General features: G+C 73.4%; 18 protein-coding genes and 1 pseudogene. 4 read left to right on the top strand and 15 right to left on the bottom strand.

The window, feature by feature from the left end; translation table 11 throughout:
• Positions 1-7 precede the first annotated feature (7 nt).
• Positions 8-1,555, top strand: a complete 1,548-nt coding sequence (locus ACIBSW_RS21880) for a glycosyl hydrolase 53 family protein (protein ID WP_354727270.1) — start codon at positions 8-10, stop codon at positions 1,553-1,555.
• Positions 1,556-1,605: 50 nt separating this feature from the next.
• Here the strand turns inward: ACIBSW_RS21880 and ACIBSW_RS21875 are convergent, their stop codons facing one another.
• The 6 genes from ACIBSW_RS21875 to ACIBSW_RS21850 form a co-directional block, all read right to left on the bottom strand.
• A complete protein-coding gene (locus tag ACIBSW_RS21875; protein ID WP_354727268.1) occupies positions 1,606-1,938 on the bottom strand; it encodes a metalloregulator ArsR/SmtB family transcription factor in 333 nt (110 codons plus the stop codon).
• The gene (locus ACIBSW_RS21870) at positions 1,935-2,384 is read right to left on the bottom strand and encodes an SRPBCC domain-containing protein (protein WP_354727293.1); all 450 of its coding nucleotides are present in this window, start codon (positions 2,382-2,384) and stop codon (positions 1,935-1,937) included. Before ACIBSW_RS21870 ends, ACIBSW_RS21875 begins: the two co-directional genes overlap by 4 nt.
• 83 nt (positions 2,385-2,467) lie before the next feature.
• Complete coding sequence (locus tag ACIBSW_RS21865) at positions 2,468-3,052, bottom strand: TetR family transcriptional regulator C-terminal domain-containing protein (RefSeq protein WP_354727266.1); 585 nt, start codon at positions 3,050-3,052, stop codon at positions 2,468-2,470.
• Positions 3,053-3,081: 29 nt separating this feature from the next.
• On the bottom strand, positions 3,082-4,137 hold the full coding sequence (locus ACIBSW_RS21860; RefSeq protein ID WP_354727264.1) for an aldo/keto reductase: 1,056 nt from the start codon (positions 4,135-4,137) through the stop codon (positions 3,082-3,084).
• Positions 4,138-4,160: 23 nt separating this feature from the next.
• Positions 4,161-5,264, bottom strand: a complete 1,104-nt coding sequence (gene pstS / locus ACIBSW_RS21855; protein WP_354727262.1) for a phosphate ABC transporter substrate-binding protein PstS — start codon at positions 5,262-5,264, stop codon at positions 4,161-4,163.
• A gap of 10 nt (positions 5,265-5,274) precedes the next feature.
• Positions 5,275-6,576, bottom strand: a complete 1,302-nt coding sequence (locus ACIBSW_RS21850) for a hypothetical protein (RefSeq protein ID WP_354727260.1) — start codon at positions 6,574-6,576, stop codon at positions 5,275-5,277.
• Between the two features lie 167 nt (positions 6,577-6,743).
• Between ACIBSW_RS21850 and ACIBSW_RS21845 the strand changes: the two genes are divergently transcribed.
• On the top strand, positions 6,744-7,187 hold the full coding sequence (locus ACIBSW_RS21845; RefSeq protein WP_354727258.1) for an SRPBCC family protein: 444 nt from the start codon (positions 6,744-6,746) through the stop codon (positions 7,185-7,187).
• Positions 7,188-7,251: 64 nt separating this feature from the next.
• Complete coding sequence (locus ACIBSW_RS21840; protein ID WP_354727256.1) at positions 7,252-8,031, top strand: maleylpyruvate isomerase family mycothiol-dependent enzyme; 780 nt, start codon at positions 7,252-7,254, stop codon at positions 8,029-8,031.
• Here ACIBSW_RS21840 and ligA read toward each other — a convergent pair whose 3' ends face one another.
• The 9 genes and pseudogenes from ligA to ACIBSW_RS21795 form a co-directional block, all read right to left on the bottom strand.
• Entirely contained in the window at positions 8,032-10,188 is a 2,157-nt protein-coding gene (ligA, locus tag ACIBSW_RS21835; RefSeq protein WP_354727254.1) for an NAD-dependent DNA ligase LigA, read from the bottom strand.
• A 129-nt stretch (positions 10,189-10,317) separates the two neighbouring features.
• Positions 10,318-11,640: a tannase/feruloyl esterase family alpha/beta hydrolase gene (locus tag ACIBSW_RS21830; protein WP_354727252.1), complete on the bottom strand. Its 1,323-nt coding sequence runs from the start codon at positions 11,638-11,640 to the stop codon at positions 10,318-10,320.
• Positions 11,641-11,644: 4 nt separating this feature from the next.
• Complete coding sequence (locus ACIBSW_RS21825) at positions 11,645-13,579, bottom strand: GAF domain-containing protein (protein WP_354727250.1); 1,935 nt, start codon at positions 13,577-13,579, stop codon at positions 11,645-11,647.
• Positions 13,564-14,319, bottom strand: a complete 756-nt coding sequence (locus tag ACIBSW_RS21820; protein WP_354727248.1) for a 3-hydroxybutyrate dehydrogenase — start codon at positions 14,317-14,319, stop codon at positions 13,564-13,566. Before ACIBSW_RS21820 ends, ACIBSW_RS21825 begins: the two co-directional genes overlap by 16 nt.
• Positions 14,320-14,417: 98 nt before the next feature.
• Positions 14,418-15,362: pseudogene (locus tag ACIBSW_RS21815) on the bottom strand (branched-chain amino acid ABC transporter permease); the annotation flags it as partial.
• The gene (locus ACIBSW_RS21810) at positions 15,359-16,231 is read right to left on the bottom strand and encodes a branched-chain amino acid ABC transporter permease (protein ID WP_354727244.1); all 873 of its coding nucleotides are present in this window, start codon (positions 16,229-16,231) and stop codon (positions 15,359-15,361) included. The pseudogene ACIBSW_RS21815 and the gene ACIBSW_RS21810, both read right to left, overlap by 4 nt.
• A complete protein-coding gene (locus ACIBSW_RS21805; protein WP_354727242.1) occupies positions 16,228-17,481 on the bottom strand; it encodes an ABC transporter substrate-binding protein in 1,254 nt (417 codons plus the stop codon). The genes ACIBSW_RS21810 and ACIBSW_RS21805 overlap by 4 nt, the downstream gene beginning before the upstream one ends.
• Before the next feature lie 30 nt (positions 17,482-17,511).
• Positions 17,512-18,207 (bottom strand): ABC transporter ATP-binding protein, encoded by a 696-nt coding sequence (locus ACIBSW_RS21800; RefSeq protein ID WP_354727240.1) that lies wholly within the window; start codon positions 18,205-18,207, stop codon positions 17,512-17,514.
• On the bottom strand, positions 18,194-18,952 hold the full coding sequence (locus tag ACIBSW_RS21795) for an ABC transporter ATP-binding protein (protein ID WP_404799419.1): 759 nt from the start codon (positions 18,950-18,952) through the stop codon (positions 18,194-18,196). Before ACIBSW_RS21795 ends, ACIBSW_RS21800 begins: the two co-directional genes overlap by 14 nt.
• A 321-nt stretch (positions 18,953-19,273) precedes the next feature.
• Here ACIBSW_RS21795 and ACIBSW_RS21790 point away from each other — a divergent pair, with 321 nt between their 5' ends.
• The gene (locus ACIBSW_RS21790) at positions 19,274-20,992 is read left to right on the top strand and encodes a VWA domain-containing protein (protein WP_354729757.1); all 1,719 of its coding nucleotides are present in this window, start codon (positions 19,274-19,276) and stop codon (positions 20,990-20,992) included.
• The last annotated feature ends 34 nt before the right edge of the window (positions 20,993-21,026 follow it).

Here is a 21,026-nt window from a genome sequence, read left to right as displayed (position 1 = left end):
AGCTGACATGCTTCGCACACCCCCCGTCCTCGCCGCCGCCACCGCGGTGGCCCTGATCGCCGTGGTACCACCCGCGCACGCCGCGCCCGCCGGCGGCGTGCACAACCCCGGATTCGAGGCGGGCGCCGCGACCGTGCCCGCCGGCTGGACCGAGCGCGGCACGAGCGCCGCGAGCTTCACCGAGGCCGGCGGTCACACCGGCGCCTATCGGCTCACCCACTACTCCGACGCCGCGTACCGGGTGGAGACCGCACAGACCGTCACCGGCCTGTCCCGGGGCAGCCACACGCTCAGCCTGCGGGTCCGCTCGGACGGCAACCAGCGCGACGCCTACGTGGCGCTACGCGGCTGCGGCTCGGCCGAGCAGCGGGCCGCCGTACCCCGCACCGGCGCCGAATGGGTGCGGATCGCGGTCACCGCCCGGGTCACCGGCGGGCGCTGCACGATCGTGCTGCACTCCGACGCGGCGGCCGGGCAGTGGACCAACTTCGACGACATCGCGCTCGACGCCTCCACCGCGCCGCCCGGCACCCGGCTGGCGATCACCGGCGCGGACGTGTCGCACGTGACGAAGAACGAGGACCACGGCGCGGTGTACCGCGACGCGTCCGGCCGGCGCCGCGAGGTGTTCCGGCTGCTCGCGGAGAACAATGTCGACTACATCCGGCTCAAGGTGTGGGTCGACCCGGCCGACGGCTACAACAACCCCGCGGACGTGCTCGAGAAGGCGCGCCGGGCGCACCGCGCCGGGCAGCGGCTGCTGATCGACTTCCACTACTCGGACGCCTGGGCCGACCCCGGCAAGCAGATCAAGCCGGCGGCCTGGGCGGCGCTGAGCTTCGACGACCTGTCCCGGGCGGTGTACGACCACACCTACGCGGTGCTGCGCGACCTGCGCGCGCAGGGCACCCCGGCGGCGATGGCCCAGATCGGCAACGAGATCAACGGCGGCCTGCTCTGGCCGGACGGCCGCTGGGACAACTGGGACGGGCTGGCCGCGCTGCTCACCTCCGGCGCGAACGCGGTGCACGCCGCGTCGCCGGGCACCAAGGTGGTGCTGCACCTCGCCGAGGGCGGCAACCTCGGCGGGCACCAGTGGTGGTTCGACCAGGCGACGTCGCGCGGGGTGCCGTTCGACGTGATCGCGGTGTCCCACTACGTCTACTGGCACGGCTCGCTCGGCGCGCTGCAGGCCAACCTGATGAACCTGTCCACCCGGTACGGCCGGCCGGTCATGGTCACCGAGACCGCGTACGGCTTCACCACCGCGGAGAACGACCACGAGACGAACATCTTCAACGCCTCCCTCGCACAGGCGGGCGGCTACCCTGCCTCGCCGCGGGGGCAGGCGGACGCGCTGCGGGACATCCTGACGGTGGTCGCGGGGGTGCCCGGCGCGCTGGGCGTCTTCTACTGGGAGCCGACGTGGACGGCGGCCGACGGCGCCGGCTGGGATCCGGCCGATCCGGCGTCGGGTGACGGCTGGGAGAACCAGGCGCTCTTCGACTACCAGGACCGTGCCCTGCCCGGCCTTGCGGTGTTCCGGCGGTTCTAGGGCCCCTCGCCACCTCCACCGGCATCGTCGGCCGGTGGAGGTGGCGCCTCCTACCCTTCGCGGGCGATGGCCTCGGCGATGCGCTTGATGCGCCGGAGCCGGGCGTCCCAGGCCGCGCCGACCGAGGACAGCTGGGCGACCGCGCGCGCCAGCTGCGCCTCGTCCACCCGGTAGCGCCGCTCCCGGCCCGCCGGGGTGCCGTGCACCAGGCCGGCGCGGTCGAGCACGCCGAGATGTTTCGCGATGGCCTGGCGCGTCACGGGCAGCCGGGCGCTGAGGCCGGTGGCCGTGCCGTCGCCGTCGAGCAGGAGCAGGTCGAGCATCCGCCGCCGGGTCGGGTCGCCGATCGCGGACCACAGGTCGTCGTCGACGGCGGTGCTCACGGCGCCGCGACCAGCCGCGCGACGTACTCGCCCAGCCGGGGCACGAAGGTGTCCCAGCCGGAGACGTGGTCGTCGTGGACCTCCTTCAGCTTCGCGGCCTCCCAGCCCATCTCCCGGAACCCGGTCTCGGTGAGCCGGATCCTGGTGCCCGCGCCGGCCGGGGTGAGCTCGAACGTCACCAGCAGCGAGTCGGCGGAGTCGAGCCGGCCCTCGGGGTGGCACCAGCGGAACGAGAACCGCCGGGGCGGCTCGGCGTCCACCACGGCGATCGGGGCGACGTGCGTCCGGTCGCCCCAGGCGAGCTCGCCGACCGCGCCGGGCGCCGCCTCGAAGTCGGCCTCGTCGGCCCACCACTCGGCGATGTGCTCGGGCGTGCTGACGACCTCGAAGACCACCTCGGGCGGGGCGTCGACGTGGATCTCGCGTTCGATGCTGCCGTACTCCATGCTCGCCACGCTTCCTCGATATGCAACGTTAGGTTGCACATCAAGCTAGCCGACCACTCGGCCTGACGCAACCATTGGTTGCGTCAGGCCGGGCCGAAGATGGTGTCCAGCTGCGCGTCGAGGGCGCGCAGCGCCACCTCGGGGGTGAAGTGGTCGCCGAGCAGGTAGACCCCGAGCCCCTCCATGGTGGCGAGCAGGCCGATCGCGGCGGCCTCCGGGTCCGGTGCCGCGCCGCCGGCCCGGACCAGGCCGGCCACGAAGCCGAACAACTCCCGGGTCTGCTCGCGCAGCGGGCCCGCGGCCTCGGCCCGGACCGCCGTGTACGCCAGGAAGGCGAGCGCGACCCGCCCGTACGCCCGGCTCTCGTCGTCCAGCGGCAGCACCCCCGCCAGCAGCGTGCGCAGCAGCAGGCGCGGGCCCGGATCCGCGCCGAGGCGGCCCATCCGCTCGGTGATCCGGGCCTGCTGCCGCTCCTGCACGACCGCCATGGCGAACGTCATCATCTCGACCTTGGTGCGGAAGTAGTGCTGCACCATGCCCGTCGACACCTCGGCGGCGGCCGCGACGTGCCGCAGGCTGACCGCCTCGAGGCCCTGCTCGGCGGCGACCCGGAGGAGCGCGTCCGCGATCAGGGTCCGCCGGGCCCGATGATCAACCTGCTTCGGCATGCGGACATGATTTCACGCGCCCGCGCGGGTCAGTCCCGGATGTGCGGGCCGAGCAGGGTCAGGTCCGCCGGCGAGAGCCGGTCGCGGGCGGTCTTGGCCTGATGCCAGTACGGGTACAGCAGCGGCGGCGCGCTCGCCTCGTCCAGGCGCGCCCGCTCCTGCACGCTGAGCGTCAGGTCGGCCGCCGCCAGGTTGTCGGCGAGCTGCTCGCCGGTCCGCGCACCGATCACCAGCGAGGTGACGGCCGGACGGCCCAGCAGGTACGCGAGCGCCACCTGGGCCGGCGAGACGCCCCGGTCGGCGCCGATCGACACCAGCACGTCGACCGTGTCGTAGAGCCGCTCCGAGTCGTACACGGGCGGCTCGTTCCACTCGGTGAGCTGCCGCGAACCGCCGGACGGCCGCGCGTCGCGCCGGTACCGGCCGGCGAGCAGGCCGCCGGCGAGCGGGCTCCACACCAGCACGCCGAGCCCCTGGTCGACGGCGGCCGGGATCAGCTCGTACTCGGCGTCGCGGGCCTGCAGCGAGTAGTAGATCTGCTGGCTGACGAAGCGCGGCAGCCCGGTGCGGTCGGCGGTGCCGAGCGCCTTCATCAGCTGCCAGCCGGCGTAGTTGGACGCGCCGACGTAGCGGACCTTGCCGGAGCGCACCAGCGAGTCGAGCGCCTCGAGGGTCTCCTCGAGCGGCGTGTGCCCGTCCCACTCGTGCACCTGGTACAGGTCGATGTGGTCGGTCCGCAGCCGGCGCAGGCTGGCCTCGCAGCCGGCGATGATGTGATGCCGCGAGAGGCCGGCGTCGTTGGGCCCTTCGCCCATCGACATCCGCACCTTGGTCGCGACCAGGACGTCGTCGCGGCGTCCCTCGAGGACCTCGCCGACGATCTCCTCCGACAGCCCGCCGGAGTAGACGTCGGCGGTGTCGATCAGGTTGACCCCGGCGTCGAGACACTGGTCGACCTGGCGGCGGGCCTCCGCCACATCGGTCGAGCCGACGTCGGCGAAGTTGCCCTTCCCGCCGAACGTCATGGTGCCCATGGTGAGCACCGAGACACGTAGACCGGACTTGCCGAGCGCGCGATATTCCATACCCGCCACCCTAAATCCGTTTCTCAGCGCAGGCTCGATACCGCGGCGGAGACCTTCCGCCGCAGCTCCTCGGGCAGCGGCGTGTAGCCGGCCCGGGCCGCCCGGGCCTGGCCGGCCGGGCTCACCGCGTAGCCGAGGAAGCTCCTGGCCAGCTCCTTCGCGCCCGCCTCGCAGACCACCTCGTAGGTCACCTGCACGATCGGGTACGCGCCCGCGGCGGCGGTGCCGTGATCGACGGCGAGGCGCAGGTCACGGCCGCGGCCCAGGACCTCTGCGCCGGCGACGGTACGGGCCGCGGCGTCGTCGGCCGGCGCGACGAACTCCCCCGCGCCGTTGCCGACCAGGGCCGTGGACAGGCTGTGGAACCGGGCGTAGGACGCCTCGACGTAGCCGATCGCGCCGTCGGTGCGGGCGACCGCGGTGGCGACGCCGTTGCTGCCCCGCTGCGCGGCGCCGCCCGGCGCCGGCCAGGCGCCGTCCGCGCCGTACGTCCAGTCGCCGCCCGCGGTCGCGGCCAGGAACGCGGTGAAGTTGGCGGTGGTGCCGGACCCGTCACCGCGGTGCACGGTGCGGATCGCGGTCGAGGGCAGCACCGCGCCGGGATTGTCGGCGGCGATCGCCGGGTCGTCCCAGGTGGTCACCGCGCCGGCGAAGACCTTGGCGACGGTGGCCGGCGCGAGCCGCAGCCCGCCGACGCCGACGACGTTGTACGCGAGCGCGATCGGCCCGACCACCGCCGGCAGGTGCACGGCCGGCCCGGTTCCGCAGCGGTCGTCGGCGGCGGCCTGGTCGGCGGCGCTCAGCGGCGAGTCCGTGCCCGCGAAGTCGGCGGTACCCGCGATGAAGGCGCGCACCCCGGCGCCGGAACCGCTGCTGTCGTACTCGACGGTCGCGCCGGAGCAGTTGATCTGATAGTCCTTGATCCAGGCGTTGACCGCGTTGGCCTGCGCGGACGAGCCCCGCGCCCGGATCGAGCCCGCCGCGCAGCGCACGGCCCCGTCGCCGGTCACGGCCCGGTCGCCGGTCACGGCCCGGTCGCCGGTCACGGCCCGGTCGCCGGTGCCGGCCACCGCGTCGCAGCCGGCCGCCAGCCCCAGCGTCAGCGCGAGCGCCAGTCGAAGCTTCATCAGGTCCCTCTCAGCGGTACTCGGCCAGGCGCTTGCGCACCCCGAGCGGCACCAGCAGCACGACGAGCCCGGCGAGCAGCACCGGGATGACCGTCCACCCGGCCAGCAGCCGCCCGGAGTCGCGCACGGCCACGTCGAACTCCCGCCGCCGGGCGATCGCGATCTCGTCGACCGCGGCGTCGAAGTAGGAGAAGTCGAACGCCGCGTCCCCACGCCGGATGCCGGTGAGCGCGTCGATCGCCGCGGCCGTCCGCCCGGACCCTGCGAGCGTGACGATCCGGTCGTGGCCGCGCCGGTACGCCAGCCACCGCTCGACCACCTGCCCGGACCGCTCGGGGCTCACGTCCGGCCCGCCCGCGGCCGCCGCCAGCCCGCCGCCCTCGACCAGCCATTGCGACTTGCGGGTGAAGTCCTCGCGGTAGTACGCGAGATTGGCGCTGACCAGGTAACGGCTGGTGTCCGCGGCCGCGTCGTAGCTGAGCGCCCGGGCCCGCGACAGCGCCAGGTACGGCCGCAGGCTCTCGTCCCGGGCCGCGCCGAGCAGCCGCCCCTGCGACACGATCACCACGCCGGCCGCGGCCGTCAGGACCAGGGCGAGGACGGTGGCACCCATCAGCGCCGGGTTGAACACCCGCCGGAACCGGCGCGCCAGCCACACCTGCAGGATCAGCAGCAGCGCGACCAGGCCGGCGCCCAGCACGGCGGTCAGCGCGAGGCCGAGGAGCTCGGTGGTGCGCTTCTCGGCGTACGCCCGGTCGAGCCGGTCCTCGCCGGCGTCACGCAGCCGCTCCGCGGCGGGCAGCAGGTCGAGGTGCAGCACGTTGGTCGCCTGGGTGTAGTACCCGAGCGCGGCCGGCGGCAGGCGGCCCGGCGGCTGCGGCGGCGCCTGCGACTGCGCGGTGAGCGTCTGCCACACCCGCTGGCGGTACACGGCGAGCTGGTGGAGCAGCTCCAGCACCGCGGCCCGCTCGGCGGCGCCGGTGGCGGTGGTCAGCGAGCGCTGCAGGCCGGCGTCGACCTGCCGGCTGCGCTCACGGTACGTGCCGAGCGCGTCGATCTGACTGCCGGAGAGCTCGGCGGCGTCGCCGGCGAGGACCATGCGGGCGACCTGGGCGTCCATGTCGCTGAGCGCGAAGTAGAGGTCGGCGGTGGTCGCCGCCTGCGGTGCCGCCTCGCTGCCGATGACCCGCACCTGCTCCTGCACCCGGGCCATCATCACGCTGGTCGCGGCGAGCAGCGCGACGGCGGTGACGATCACCGCAAAGGACCACAATCGCAGCCGCGCCGGCGTTTCCTCTGATACCACTGACACGAGGCCAAGGTAATTCACCCTCGCAATTTGCCGAGCAATTTAAATATTCAACTTCTGTTTTCCTCGACTTCACCCGGCCGAGCAGTTCCGGTCACGGATTTACCCAGGCGGGGGGACAGCCGCCCGGGCCACTGGACGATTCGAGGGGTATCTGTTCCGATTGTCGGATGCGATTCGACGTCGACACGAAGGCATCGCCCGAACAGGTGCGCCGAGCCTTCACGGACTTCACCGGGCGCAGGCCTCGAATCTGGAACCGCACGCTCGACCGGAAGACGTACGAACTACGGGAGCAGGGCGACACCTGGGCGGTCGCCCGGGAGAGCAGTCCCGGTTCACCGTTCTGGGTGGTCGCCCGCTACGACTGGTCCGAGCCCGCCGTGATCCGCTGGACGGTTCTGGAGAGCAGTTACGGCGGAGGCGGCGAGGGCTTCGTGCGGATCGCGCCGGGAGACGACGGAGGCAGCCGGCTGCACGCCGAGTGGACCAGTACGAATGCCCGCTCGCAGAGGGCGATGCTGTTCCTGCTGCACCGGGGCCCCATGGGCCGGCTGATCTCGCGCATGTACGCCTCCGCATTGGACCGGTACGCCCAGGAGGAGGCGAGCTAGCGTGCGGCCGCCCTGACCTGACCTATTCTCGACAGGCATCGATGGAGCATCTGGAGGTCTGCGAATGGACACCACCGCGTACTTGGCAGCCGTCGTGGAGCAGACGAGCGTGTTCGCCGACTGGGTGGACGGCAGGGATGCCACGATCCCGGTCCCGACCTGCCCGAAGTGGACACTGGCCGACCTCGTCGACCACGTCGGCGCGACGCAGCGCATGGTGGCGATGCTGGTGGGCGAGCGGATGAGCGAGCCGAGCCAGGCGTTCGCCGGATACGTGCCGGCCCCGGCCGACTCGTCACAGTGGCGCGCCTGGCTCACGGGCACCGCCGCCGAGGCGAGGCAGGCCTTCGAATCGGTCACCGACGAGACACCGGTCTGGGACCCGTCCGGCGCCGCCGCCGGCGTGCCGTTCTGGTCACGCCGCATGTTCGGCGAGGCCTGCGTGCACCGCGCCGACGCGGCCGCCGCACTCGGCGAGCGCTACGAGCTGGCGCCGGAGACCGCCGTCGCGGCCATCGACGACTGGCTGGACACCATGACCTCCCGGGGCTATTGGGAGAACCAGCCGGGCTTCTCCGACGCGATGCGCGGCGACGGCCAGACCCTGCACTTCCACGCGACCGACGCGCCCGGTGAGTGGGTGGCGCGCCGCGAGCCGGACCGGATCGTCCTGGAACACTCGCACGTCAAGGCCGACGTCGCGGTCCGCGGCCCGGCCACCGACCTGCTGCTGGTGATCAGCCGGCGCCGCCCGCTGAGCGCGGCCACCGGCCTGGAAGTGCACGGCGACCGGGCCCTGCTCGACCACTGGATCGGAAACATGGACTGGGTGACCGGCGACTGATCAGTCCAGGTAGGCGGCCAGGGTGGGTGACTCGCCGGCGTTGTGTGCGGCCAGGAGGTCCGCGAAGCGCTCCGCGGGCATCACCCGGACGCCGAGCTGCTCGGCCTTCGCGGCCTTCGTGCCGGCGCCGGCGCCGACCACCACCAGGTCGGTGCGGGCCGAGACCGAGCCCGAGGACTTGCCGCCCAGGTGTTCGACCGCCTCGTTGCCCTCGTTGCGGGTCAGGCCCGGCACCGAGCCGGTGACCACGACGGTCAGCGGCCTGCCGTCCTCGCCGCGCAGTGGCAGCTGCGGGGAGGCCGCGGCCGTGCCGGGTGGTGCGTCGGCGGGTGCGGCCGGGCCGGGTGCGCCGGGCTCGGTCATGTTGACGCCGCGTTCGGTGAGTTTGGCGATGACCGGGGCCAGCTCGATCAGCTCGGCGGCGATGGTGGCGGCCCGCTCCGGGCCGACCGCCTCGACCTCCTGGAGCTGTTCGACCGTCGCCGAGGTCAGCGCCGTCATCGAGCCGAAGTGGCGGGCCAGGCGGCGCGACATCGAGCGGCCGGTCATCCGGACGCCGAGGCCGGTGAGCACCCGGGACAGCGGCTGGGTCTTGGAGGCCTCGATGTTGGCCACCAGCTTGGTCGCCGAGGTGCGGCCCAGGCGTTCGAGCTTCGCCAGCGCCTCGGCGTCCAGGTCGTAGAGGTCGGCGGGGTCGGTGACCAGGCCGGCCGCGACCAGGCCGGCGATGACCTTGTCGCCGAGGCCCTCGATGTCCATCGAGTCGCGGGCCGCGAAGTAGGCCAGCGACTCGCCCGCGCCGCAGGCCCGGCCCTGCACGCAGCGCCAGCGCTTCTGGCTGCGGTCGATCTCGCCGTGGCAGCGGGGGCAGTCCTCCGGCGGGGTGAACGGCTGCGCGTCCGCGGGGCGCTCGTCGAGTTTCGCGCCGGTGATCTCCGGGATGACCTCGCCGGCGCGGCGGACGAAGACGGTGTCGCCGACGCGGACGTCGCGGCGGACCAGGTCGCCGAAGTTGTGCAGCGTCGCCGAGGTGACGATCACCCCGCCCACCTGGACCGGGTCCAGGACCGCGACGGGGGTGATCACGCCGGTGCGGCCGACCTGGACCTCGATGGCGGCGAGCCGGCTGGTGCGGGTGTCCGCCGGGAACTTGTGCGCGATCGCCCAGCGGGGCGCCCGGCTGGACGAGCCGGCCCGGTCGCGGTCGGCCGGGTCGTCGGCCTTGACCACGGCGCCGTCGATGTCGAAGCCGAGGGTGCCCCGGGCCGCGCCCAGCGCCGCGATCGCCGCCAGCAGGTCGTCGATCGTCGCGCACTGCGGCATGCCGGCGGGCGAGGCCGCGGTGGTGGCCACCCCGAGGTCCGCGATCGCGGCCATCGCGGCGGTGTGTGTCAGGCCCTCGCCGCCGGGCAGGTCGTGCACCGCGTAGGCCAGGAACGACAGGGGCGCGTCGTAGGCGCGGTCCTGCGCCCGCAGGGTGCCGGCCGAGGCGCTGCGCGGGTTGGCGAAGGGCTGGCCGCCGTGCGCGACCCGCAGCTCGTTGGCGCGGGCGAAGTCGGCGTCGGTCATGAAGACCTCGCCGCGGACCTCGACCGTCGCCGGGCTGGTGAGCACGGCGGGCAGGCCGGCGACCAGGCGGGCCTGCGAGGTGACGTCCTCGCCGGCCCGGCCGTCGCCGCGGGTGGCGAGCCCCCGCAGCCGGCCGTCGACGTAGCGGGCGGCGACCGCCATGCCGTCGATCTTCGGCTCGACCGTGTAGCCGTGCACGGGGTGGCCGAGGACCCGGTCGAGGCGGGCCGCCCAGGTGCGCAGCTCGTCGGCGTCGAAGACGTTGTCGAGGCTGAGCATCGGGGTGCTGTGCTCGACGTCGCCGCCCGCGATGCCCGCGCCGACCGCGGCGGTCGGGGTGCCGGCCTCGACCCAGCCGGGCTCGGCCCGCTCGGTGGCGGAGATCCGGGCCAGCAGGGCGTCGTAGGTGGCGTCGTCCATGGCGAGGTCGTCGCCGGCGTAGTAGGCCTCGGCCGCCGGCCGGATCCGGGCGATCGCCTCCCGGTACTCCTCGACCGTGTCGAAGCGCGCGGCCTTGGCCGCGTCGACGACCGGCGCGACCTCGTGGTCGGTGCCGTCGGGGCCGGCGGAGGGGCGCTTGGTCGGCATGCGGAGCTCACTTCCTGCGACGCGGAAAGACGATCTCCCGAACCCGGGAGCGGTGTCTTTGATACCGCACGGGTACGACAGAACCCGCCGGGGTCCATTGAAACCCCGGCGGGTCCGCGGCGGAACCGTTCAGCCGGCGAGCTCGCAGGTGTTCGCCAGGTCACCGGCCGGCGGCCGGGCGATCGTGTGGCCGGGCGGCGGCGCCTGGCGGCGCTCGACCCAGCCGGTCAGCGCGGTGAACGCCGCGCGGAAGCACGGCAGGATCGGCCGCAGCCGGTCCGGATAGGCGTCGTAGAGCCCGTCGACGTGGTTGCCGCCCTCGATCCGGTAGTACCGGAAGATCGGGCCCCGGCGCTGCTCGCGCACCATCTGCGCGTACACGTCGGAATCCTGGGTGATCGGCAGCAGCGCGTCGAGGGTCCCGTGCAGGGTGATCAGCGGCCGCTGGATGCGGCCGGTGAGCGCGATCCGCGCGATCGCCGCGCGCACCGCCGCCGGGCGGCTCGCGTAGTCGTAGTCGGCGTCGCAGGCGGGCGTGCCCGGCGCGCAGAACGGGGTGCCGGCCTCGGCCGGGCCGTCGTAGTCCGGGTCCAGCTCCTCGCGGTAGATGCGCTGGGTGAGGTCCCAGTAGACGCGGTGGTGGAAGTCCCAGAGGAACTCCGAGCCGGGCGCGAACCCGGCGGCGACGACCTCGGCGGGCCGGTCCGGGTACGCCCGCAGCACCGGCGGCAGGAACGTGAGCAGCCCGGGCCGGCGGGGGTGCCAGAGCGTGCCCTCCCAGTCGACGCCGCCGTCGTAGAGCTCGGGGTGGTTCTCCAGCTGCCACCGGACGAGGTAGCCGCCGTTGGACAGGCCCGCGGCGTAGGTGCGGCGCGGCGGGTGGCCGTAGCGGCGCGCGACCGCCGCGCGGGCGGCCCGGGTCAGCTGGGTCACCCGGTGGTTCCATTCGACGATGGCGTCGCCGGGTCGGCGCCCGTCGCGGTAGAACGCCGCGCCGACGTTGCCCTTGTCGGTGGCGGCGAAGGCGTAGCCGCGGGCCAGGACCCAGTCGCCGATGGCGAAGTCGTTGGCGTACTGCTCGCGGACCCCGGGCGAGCCGGCCACCACCAGGCCGCCGTTCCAGTGGTCGGGCAGGCGCACGACGAACTGGGAGTCGTGGTTCCAGCCGTGGGTGGCGTTGGTGGCCGAGTCGTCCGGGAAGTAGCCGTCGATCTGGATGCCGGGCACCCCGCTCGGGTTGCGGGCGCCGGCCGGGGTCAGCCCGGCCCAGTCGGCGGGGTCGGTGTGGCCGGAGGCGACGGTTCCGGCGGTGGTGAGGTCGGCGAGGCAGACGGCCTGTTGCCGTTCGGCGCCCGGAAGAAGAGGGGCGGAACACCCGGCCGGCCACGCTGGGGGTACGGGAAGGAGCACGGCCGCCAGCAGGACGGCCGCGGCACTGAGGGTAGGCAGCATCCCGTCATGCTCCGGCCGGTTCGGGGTCCGGGCCATGGCCGCCGACCACACTGTCGGCGCCCCCGCCATGGGTGGCGAGCCGGTGCAGCCGCAGGGCGAGCCGGAGTTCGAGGCCGCGTTCGGGCTGCTGCCAACCGTCGCCGAGGATCTGGGTGATGCGGGCGATGCGCTGGGTGACCGTGTTGACGTGGATGTGCAGCACCTCGGCGGCCCGCACCGCGTTGGCGCCGGCGTCGAAGTAGGACTCCAGCGTCCGTACCAGGGCCGTGCCGCGCCGGCGGTCGTAGTCGAGCAGCGCGCCGATGGTGTCGGCGACGAACGCCGGAACGTCGCGCTCGGCGCCGACCAGCAGGCCGACGAAGCCCAGCTCGGCGGCGCTGGCGCCGTCGCCGTCGCGGCCCAGCGCCCGCAGCGCCGAGGCGCAGCGGCGCGCCTCGGCGTAGGCGGCGGGCACCGGCTCGGTGCCGGTGAGCGGCCCGGTGCCGCCCCCGGTGACCGGCCCGCCGAGGTACGCGCCGAGCTCGCGCACCACCCGCCGGGCCGCCTCGCCGGGATGGTCGCCGCCGACCAGCAGCACCACGTAGCCGTCGCGGTTCGCGGCCAGCCCGCCGCAGGCCGCCGCGTGCGCGGAGCTCCACTGCGCGGCCCGCTCGCGGTGCCGGGCCGGGCAGGAGACCACGACCAGGACATGCGCGGCGTCGAGGTCGACGCCGAGGCGCCGGGCACGCTGTCGCACGGTCACCGGGTCGTCCACCCGCCGGCTGAGCAGGTCCTCCAGCAGCTCGCCCCGCACCCGCCCCTCTGCCTGCGCGAGGCTGCGCCGGAAGAGCAGCAGCAGCGCGGTGACCACCCCGGCGCGCTCCAGGATGCGGGTGTCGGTCTCGCTCAGCTCCCCCGGCGCGCGCAGCACGAGCGTGCAGAGCGCCTCGTTGCCGGCGCCCGCGGCGAGCACCCAGTGCTCGCCGTTGCGGGTCGCGCGGCCCAGGCCGCGGCCGGCCTCGGCCGCCGCGGCCAGCGGGCCGACCCCGGCGATGTCGCCGACCGCGGCCAGGCAGCGCCCGTCGGCGTCGAGGATGGCCAGCTCGCCGCCGAGCACCTCGGCGACGACGGCGGCGAGGCCGTCGAGGTCACCGCCGCGCAGGATCACCTCGGCCATCCGGTCGTGCGCCTCGGCGGCCCGCTCCAGGGACTCGCTGTGCCGGCGTACCACGGTGTTGACCGCGCCCAGCTCCTCCAGCGCCGCCCGGGTCTCGCCGAGCAGCCGGGTGTTGTCCAGCGCGACGGAGGCGTGCGCGGCGAGCGAGCCGAGCAGCGTCACCTCCTCTCGGGTGAACGGGCGGGCGCTGCGGTTCGCGGCGAAGAGCACGCCGAGCACCCGGCTGCCGAGGCGCATCGGCACGCCGAGGATCGCGACCAGGCCCTCCTCGCTGACGCCGCCGTCGATCTCGGTGGTGTGCTGGAAGCGCGCGTCGGCGGCGTAGTCGGCGGTGACGTACGGCGCGGCGGTCTGCGCGACCAGCCCGCCCAGCCCGGCGCCGAGCGGCAGCCGGAGCCGCTGGAAGCGGGCCGACACCGAGCCGTAGGTCACCCGCATGTAGGTGTCGCCGCGCTTCTCGTCGTTGAGGGTCATGTAGGCGACGTCGGCGTCGAGCAGCTCCCGGGCCCGGCGCACGATCGCCTCCAGCACGGCGTCGAGGTCGCGCAGGGTCGCGAGGTCGCCGACGGTGTCGACCAGCCCGCTGAGCTCCGCCTCGCGGCGCCGCCGGCGCTCCAGCAGCGCGCGCACCTGCAGGGCGAGCGCCCGGTGCTCCTCCAGCTCGGCCAGCTCCGCCGCCGGGCGGCCCCGCGCCCGGGCCTCCAGCAGCGGACGCTCGAACTCGACCGCCGCGGCCTCGCGCAGCAGCAGCTCGAGGAACGCCGAGGTCAATGCGCGGTCCATCCGCCGTCCATGACCACGGAGGTGCCGGTGACGAAGGACGCCCGCGGCGAGCACAGGTACGCGACCAGGTCGGCGACCTCGTCCGGCTCGACGAGCCGCTTGATGGCCACCGGCGCCAGCATCACCTGCTCGACGACCTGCGCCTCGTCCAGCCCGTGCCGGGCCGCCTGCGCGGCGATCTGCGCCTCGACCAGCGGCGTGCGCACGTACGCGGGATTGACGCAGTTTGACGTCACCCCGTGCTCGGCGCCCTCGAGCGCGATCACCTTGGACAGCCCCTCGAGTCCGTGCTTGGCCGAGACGTACGCGGCCTTGTACGGCGAGGCGCGCAGCCCGTGCACCGAGGAGACGTTGACGATCCGGCCCCAGCCGCGCGCGTACATGTGCGGCAGGGTACGGCGTACCAGCCGGAACGGCGCCTCGAGCATCAGCCGCAGGATCAGCGAGAACGTCTCGGGCGGGAAGTCGGGCAGCGGCGCGACGTGCTGCAGGCCGGCGTTGTTGACCACGATGTCGACCTCCGGGTCGATGCGGTCGACCGCGGACAGGTCGGTCAGGTCGACGGTCTCGGCGCGGCCGCCGATCTTCTCGGCGACCCGGGCCGCGGCGTCGCCGTCGCGGTCGACGACGACGACCCGGGCGCCGGCCGCGGCGAGCCGCTCCGCGCAGGCCCGCCCGATGCCGGAGGCCCCGCCGGTGACGAGGGCGGTGCGTCCCGCCAGGCTGTCGCTGGTGTCCATGATGCCCCTCAGCGCGAAGTCGACGACGTGGTGGGAACAGGCTCGGCCGGCGCCTCTTCGGCCTCGGCTCTTCGCCGCGGGCGGGACAGGGCGGCGCCGAGCTGCCGGGCGGCGCCCCACAGGCCCTGCCTGAACAGCAGCACCACGAGCACGAAGACGGTGCCGGTGATCAGGCCGATGCCGTTGAAGCCGGACGTGGAGAGGTAGTCCTCGAGGAGCACGACCAGGGCGGCGCCCAGGGTGCTGCCCCAGAGGGTGCCGATGCCGCCGAGCACCACCATCATCACGGCCTTGCCGGAGGTGGTCCAGTAGACCTCCTGCAGCGACGCGAAGCCGTGGCTGATCGCGAACAGGCCGCCGGCGAGGCCGGACAGCGCCGCCGAGAGCACGAAGGCGAGCAGCTTGTACCGGTCTACCGGGTAGCCGATCGCCCGGGCCCGGGCCGGGTTGTCGCGGATCGCGACCAGCACGTGCCCGAACGGCGAGTGCACGATTCGCCACAGGCAGAGCAGGCCGAACAGGACGATCGGCAGCCCGGCGTAGTAGAAGACGAACGGGTCGCCGAGGTCGGCGCCGAAAAGCTCGCGGGGTATGCCCTGCAGGCCGTTCTCGCCCCCGGTGACGTCGCGCCACTGGTTGGCGACGAAGTAGATCATCTGCGCGAACGCCAGCGTGACCATGGCGAAGTAGATGCCGGTGCTGCGCACGCAGAGGTAGCCGATGGGCACGGCGAGCGCGGCGGCGAGCGCCGCGCCCCCGAGCACGGCGACCGGGAACGGCAGCCCGCTGTGGATGGCGATCAGTCCGGACGCGTACGCGGCGCTGCCCCAGAAGGCGGCGTGGCCGAAGGAGAGCAGTCCGGTGTAGCCGAGCAGCAGGTCGACCGCGGCCGCGAACAGCGCCCAGGTGACGATGTCCATGGCCACCGGCGGGTAGATCAGCCAGGGCAGGGCGAGGGCCGTGGTGAGCCCGACGGCCAGCAGCAGCCACCGCAGCGGCCGGCGGCCGGCCGGCTCGGTGTGGTGCAGGAGCAGCCGGATCACGTGCGGGCCTCCTCGCGTCCGAACAGCCCGGCGGGCCGCAGCAGCAGCACGCCGGCCATGATGATGAAGATCAACGTCTGGGACAGCGCCGGTACGTACAGGTTGCCCAGCGACTGCGCGACGCCGATCGCGAAGCCGGCGAGCACGGAGCCGAAGACCGAGCCGAGGCCGCCGATCACCACCACGGCGAAGACCGCGATGATCAGGTCGGCGCCCATCAGCGGGTTGACCGCGCGCATGGGCGCGGCCAGCACCCCGGCCAGGCCGGCGAGGGCCACCCCGAACGCGAAGACCGGGGTCACCCAGCGGCCGACGTTGACGCCGAGCGCCCCGGTCAGCTCGGGCCGCTCGGTGGCGGCCCGCACCACCATGCCGACCCGGGTCCGGGTCAGCACCAGCCAGACCGCGGTGCACAGCACGACCGCGGCGCCGAGCACGAACACCTGGTACGCGGGGTAGTCGAAGATCCCGAGGTCGATCGAGCCGGAGAGCTCCGCGGGGCGCGGGTACGGCTGGGACTGCACGCCGTACTCGCGCTTGACCGCGTCCTGCAGCACCAGGGTCAGCCCGAAGGTGAGCAGGAAGTTGTAGAGCGGGTCGAACAGGGTCAGCCGCCGGATCAGGGTGCGCTCGAGCAGCATGCCGAGCAGGAACAGCAGCGCCGGCACGGCGAACAGCGCCGCCCAGAACGGCACGCCGAACTCGGCGAGGGCCAGGTAGGCGCCGAACGCGCCGAGCATGAAGAACGCGCCGTGCGCGAAGTTGACCACGCCGAGCATGCCGAAGATGACGGCGAGCCCCAGCGCCAGCAGCGCGTAGAAGCCGCCGCTGACCAGCCCGTTGAAGCACTGCTGCAGGAAGCCGGTCACAGCGTGCAGCCGCCCGCGGACTCCGGCCGGAACGCCTCGGCCGCCGGGATGGTGCGCAGGATCTTCTCGTAGTCCCAGTCGGTGGTGACCTGGCTCTTCGGCTTCACCTCGGCCAGGTAGACGTCGTGCACGACCCGGTGGTCCTTGGCCCGGACGGTGGCGTTGCGGGCGAACATGTCGTCGTAGGTGTAGCCCTCGAGCTCGCCGACGACGGCGTCGGCGGCGTCGGTGCCGGCCCGCTGCACCGCCTCGAGGTACTGCATGGCGGCCGAGTAGTTGGCCGCGTGCGCGAACGACGGCCGGGTCTGGGTCTTGGCGGTGAACCGGTCGGCCCACTGCCGGTTGCGGTCGTCGAAGTTCCAGTACCAGGCGTCGGTGAAGGTGGTGCCGGCGAACGCGTCCGGGCCGAGCGAGTGGATGTCGGTGATGAACATGAGGCCGACCGAGAGCTTGATGCCCTGCTCCCGCAGCTTGAACTCGTTGTACTGCTTGACGAGGTTGACCAGGTCGCCGCCGGCCTGCATGGCGCCGAGCACGTCCGGCTTGGGCTTCAGCCCGGGCGCCTTGAGCAGGAAGGTGGAGAAGTTGTCGTTCGGGAACGGCGTCGGGTCCTTGGCGACCACGGTGCCGCCGGCCGTGCCGATCGCCGCGCTGAACGACTTCTCCATGTCCTGCCCGAACGCGTAGTCCGGGTAGAGGATGTACCAGTTCTCGCCGCCCTGCTTGGTGACCGCCGACCCGGTGCCGTTGGCCAGCATGTACGTGTCGTACGCGTAGTGGAACGTGTACCTGTTGCACTGCTTGCCGGTGAGCTCGGTGGTGGCGGCGCCGATGTTGAAGTACAGCTTCTTCTTCGCCTTGGCCACGTTGGCGACGGCCAGCGCCGCGGAGGAGGTCGGCACGTCGAGGATCGCGTCGGCCTGCTGGCGGTCGTAGAGCTCCTGCGCCTTGGAGTTGGCGATGTCGGGCTTGTTCTGGTGGTCGGCCGAGACGATTTCGATCTTCGAGCTGACCGCCTTGTCGCCGTACTTGGCCTGGAAGTCGGCGACGGCCAGCCTGACCGCCTCGATGCTGTTCTTGCCGGACAGGTCGGCGTAGACGCCGGACTGGTCGTTGAGCACGGCCAGCACGATCTTGTCGTTGCTGACCTTGGCGTCGGCGCCGCCGCCGGGGCCGCCGCGCCCGCAGCCGGCGACCAGCAGCGCGCCGGCGGCCAGGGCTGCGGTGAGCGCTCTGGTGGTCTTTCGCATGGGTTGTCTCCTCGGGGGGTGGGGAGGGGGTCAGATGCCGAGGTACGCGAGCAGTTCGTGTTCTCGTTGCCGGACCGCGCCGTTGTCGAGCGTCTCGACGACCCGGCCCTCGGCGAGCAGGTGGTGGCGGTCGGCCACGGTGGTGGCGAAGTGCAGGTTCTGCTCGATCAGCAGCACGGTGACGCCGGCCGCCTTGATCTCGCGCAGGATGTCGCCGATCTGCTGCACCAGCAGCGGCGAGAGGCCCTCGGTCGGCTCGTCGCAGAGCAGCAGCCGGGCACCGCTGCGCAGGACCCGGGCGAGCGCGAGCATCTGCTGCTCGCCGCCGGAGAGCTGGGTGCCGGCGAAGCGCCGCCGCCGGGCCAGCACCGGGAACGTGTCGTAGATCCGGCTCAGCGGCCAGGGCTCCGGGCCGACCACGGGCGGGAGCAGCAGGTTCTCCTCGACGTTCAGGGTGGCGTACACGCCGCGGTCGTCGGGCACGTAGCCGATGCCGGCGCGGGCCCGGCGGTAGGCGGGGCGGGACGCGAAGGCGGTGTCGCCGAGGAAGGTGAGCCGCCCGGAGTTGTGCGCGTGCAGGCCCATCAGGCAGCGCAGCAGCGTCGTCTTGCCGGCGCCGTTGCGCCCGACGAGCGTGACGATCTCGCCCTCGGCGACCGCGAGGTCGACGTCGCGCAGCACCTGCGCCTCGCCGTACCAGGCGCTGAGTCCCTCAACGGTCAGCATGGGCCGCTCCGAGGTAGGCGGTGATGACGCGGGGGTCGGCGCGCACCTCGGCGTAGCCGCCCTCGACCAGGACCGTGCCGTGGGTGAGCACGGTGACACGGTCGGCGAGGTTCGCGACGACGCGCATGTTGTGCTCGACGAGCACGACGGTGCGCCCGGCCCGGACGGTGCGGATCAGCGCGATGGTGCGCTCGACGTCCTCGGCGCCCATGCCGGCGGTCGGCTCGTCGAGCAGCAGCACCCGCGGGTCGAGGGCGAGGGCGACGGCCAGTTCGAGGGCCCGCTTGCGGCCGTAGGCCAGGGCCGCGGCCGGCACCTCGGCCGCGTCGGCGAGGCCGACGTCGTCCAGCAGGGCCAGCGCCCGGTCCCGGAACCGGCCCAGCCGGCTCTCGGAGCGCCAGAACCGCCAGCCGAGGCCGGTCGGCGCCTGCAGCGCCAGCTCGACGTGTTCGCGGGCGGTGACCTGTGGGAACAGGGTGGTGATCTGGAACGAGCGCGCCACGCCCAGGCGGGCCACCCGGTCCGGTGCCAGCCCGGTGACGTCGGCACCGTCGAGGGTGATGCGCCCCCGGCTCGGCCGCAGGAAGCCGGTGAGCAGGTTGAACAGGGTGGATTTACCGGCGCCGTTGGGCCCGACGAGCGCGTGCACGCTGCCTTCCGCGATGTCGAGGTCGACGCCGTCCACGGCATGGAAGCCGCGGAACTGCTTGGCGAGCCCGCGTGCCTGGAGGATCGGCGGGGGCATCGAGACCTCCTTCGTCAGACCGGGCGACCGGGGGGCGCCCTGTGATCCGCAACACTATGGGCGGGGTCACAGCGCACGCCATGTGGAGTTCGCACACATCTGAAGGGGTTTCGGTGGGGAGCGTCACCACGTCCCGTAACTCGCCGACCACCCAAATGGCGCCCGAAATGGGCGTTCCAGTGTGGTGTCGTCACATGTGGAAGTTTGGTTCCGGCAGATGTTTGCAGCGGCCATGAATATTCGTCCGAACATCCATGGCAATCCGATCTTCACTTGCGGACCATGGAGCGCGTGTCCGGACGTCACCGTAGAACCTTCAACTTGACCATCATTCTCGCCGCGGCCGTGGCCGCCGTCGTCCTCGTCGGGGGCGGCTCCTGGCTCGGCTACGCGCAGTTCTCCGCAAAGGACTGCTCCGGCAAGATCGGGCTGGACGTCGCCGCGTCGCCTGAGATAGCCGGCGCCGTCCGGACCACCGCCGACGCGTGGGTGAAGCAGGACGCCCAGGTCGACGGCGTCTGCGTGGAGGTGAAGGTCGTCGACCTCGAGCCGGCCGCCGGCGCCGCCGCCATCGCGCAGCGCCACGGCGTCACGCTCACCGGCCTCGGCGGCGGCACCGGCGCGGCCGAGGTACCGGACGTGTGGATCCCGGACTCGTCGTCCTGGCTGCTGCGGGTCAGCGCCGAGGCGCCCGGCTTCGTGCCGACGAACCGGCAGCCCGTCGCCGAGAGCCCCGTGGTGCTGGCCATGCCCGCCCCGGTCGCCCAGACGCTCGGCTGGCCCGCGAAGAAGCTGGCGTGGGCGGACATCCTCGCCGCGCTGACCGCCGGCAAGTCCCTGCGCCCCGGCATCGTCGACCCCACCCGCGACGCGGCCGGCCTCGCCGGCCTGCTCGCCCTGGGCGGCGCGGCCGGCGACGACTCCGCCGGCACCAAGAAGAAGGTCGGCGCGCTGCGCGCGCTCGCGGCGAACAGCTCGAGCATCCGCCGCGACCTGGTGGAGAAGTTCCCGACCTCGGCGCAGGACGTGACGACCTCGCTGAGCGCCGCCCCGCTGTCGGAGGAGGACGTGGTCGCCTTCAACGCGACCAAGCCGCCGGTACCGCTCGCGGCCCTCTACCTCGACCCGGCACCGGCCGCGCTGGACTACCCGTTCGCGATCCTGCCCGAGGTCGACCCGCAGAAGGCCAAGGCCGCCGCCGCCCTGCACACCGCGCTGCGCGGTGCGTCGTTCAGCAAGGCCCTCGCCGCGGCCGGCCTGCGCAACCCCGACGGCTCGGCCGGCGCCGGCTTCGCCGCGCCCGAGGGCGCGCCCCAGGCGGCCGAGCCCGCCGCGCAGGCCTCGCCCGACGCCAGCGAGGCGGCCGCGCTCGCCGCCCGGTACACCGCCGCGATCAGCCAGGTGCTCGGCAGCTGGACGGCGATCACGCAGCCCGGCCGGGTCCTCGCCGTCTTCGACGTGTCCGGCTCGATGCTGACGAAGGTGCCGACCGCCGGCAACCTCACCCGCAACGAGGTCACCAAGCGCGCCGCGGTGGAGGGGTTGTCGCTGTTCGACGACCGGTGGGCGGTCGGGAACTGGGTCTTCTCCACCGACATGGTCGGCAAGCGGCCGTGGAAGGAGCAGGTGGCGATCAGCCCGCTGACCGCCGCACGCACCCGGCTCCGCGAGGCGATCGAGAACATGGAGCCCAAGCCGCAGGGCGACACCGGCCTCTACGACACGACGCTGGCCGCGTACGAGACCGTGCTGAAGGGCTGGCAGCCCGGCCGGATCAACTCGGTGCTGCTCTTCACCGACGGGGTGAACGAGAACCCCGGCGGCCTGACCCGGGCGCAGCTGCTCGACAAGCTGAAGAAGCTGAAGAACCCGGACAAGCCGGTCCGCATGGTGTTCATCGGCATCGGCAACGGCGTCGACCGCAACGAGCTGACCGCGATCACGAAGGCGACCGGCGACGGCGGCGTCTACATCGCGGAGGACCCGGCCAAGATCGGCGACATCTTCCTGCGGGCGATCGGCAGCCGCTCCGGCGCCTGACGATCCGACGGTGGCGCCTGCTGCCCCGGCTCAC

The sequence above is a fragment of the Actinoplanes sp. NPDC049668 genome (assembly GCF_044465445.1).
Taxonomy (GTDB): domain Bacteria; phylum Actinomycetota; class Actinomycetes; order Mycobacteriales; family Micromonosporaceae; genus Actinoplanes.
The sequence above is the reverse complement of the archived record's forward strand: the minus strand, read 5'-3'. Positions and strand labels throughout refer to the sequence as shown.

Coding starts and splice junctions, on each gene's coding strand:
- ACIBSW_RS21860 (WP_354727264.1), bottom strand. CDS start 4,137: ATGGAATATCGCGCGCTCGGCAAGTCCGGTCTACGTGTCTCGGTGCTC.
- pstS (WP_354727262.1), bottom strand. CDS start 5,264: ATGAAGCTTCGACTGGCGCTCGCGCTGACGCTGGGGCTGGCGGCCGGC.
- ACIBSW_RS21825 (WP_354727250.1), bottom strand. CDS start 13,579: ATGGACCGCGCATTGACCTCGGCGTTCCTCGAGCTGCTGCTGCGCGAG.
- ACIBSW_RS21865 (WP_354727266.1), bottom strand. CDS start 3,052: ATGCCGAAGCAGGTTGATCATCGGGCCCGGCGGACCCTGATCGCGGAC.
- ACIBSW_RS21845 (WP_354727258.1), top strand. CDS start 6,744: ATGCGATTCGACGTCGACACGAAGGCATCGCCCGAACAGGTGCGCCGA.
- ACIBSW_RS21795 (WP_404799419.1), bottom strand. CDS start 18,952: ATGCCCCCGCCGATCCTCCAGGCACGCGGGCTCGCCAAGCAGTTCCGC.
- ACIBSW_RS21800 (WP_354727240.1), bottom strand. CDS start 18,207: ATGCTGACCGTTGAGGGACTCAGCGCCTGGTACGGCGAGGCGCAGGTG.
- ACIBSW_RS21830 (WP_354727252.1), bottom strand. CDS start 11,640: ATGCTGCCTACCCTCAGTGCCGCGGCCGTCCTGCTGGCGGCCGTGCTC.
- ACIBSW_RS21805 (WP_354727242.1), bottom strand. CDS start 17,481: ATGCGAAAGACCACCAGAGCGCTCACCGCAGCCCTGGCCGCCGGCGCG.
- ligA (WP_354727254.1), bottom strand. CDS start 10,188: ATGCCGACCAAGCGCCCCTCCGCCGGCCCCGACGGCACCGACCACGAG.
- ACIBSW_RS21820 (WP_354727248.1), bottom strand. CDS start 14,319: ATGGACACCAGCGACAGCCTGGCGGGACGCACCGCCCTCGTCACCGGC.
- ACIBSW_RS21870 (WP_354727293.1), bottom strand. CDS start 2,384: ATGGAGTACGGCAGCATCGAACGCGAGATCCACGTCGACGCCCCGCCC.
- ACIBSW_RS21880 (WP_354727270.1), top strand. CDS start 8: ATGCTTCGCACACCCCCCGTCCTCGCCGCCGCCACCGCGGTGGCCCTG.
- ACIBSW_RS21840 (WP_354727256.1), top strand. CDS start 7,252: ATGGACACCACCGCGTACTTGGCAGCCGTCGTGGAGCAGACGAGCGTG.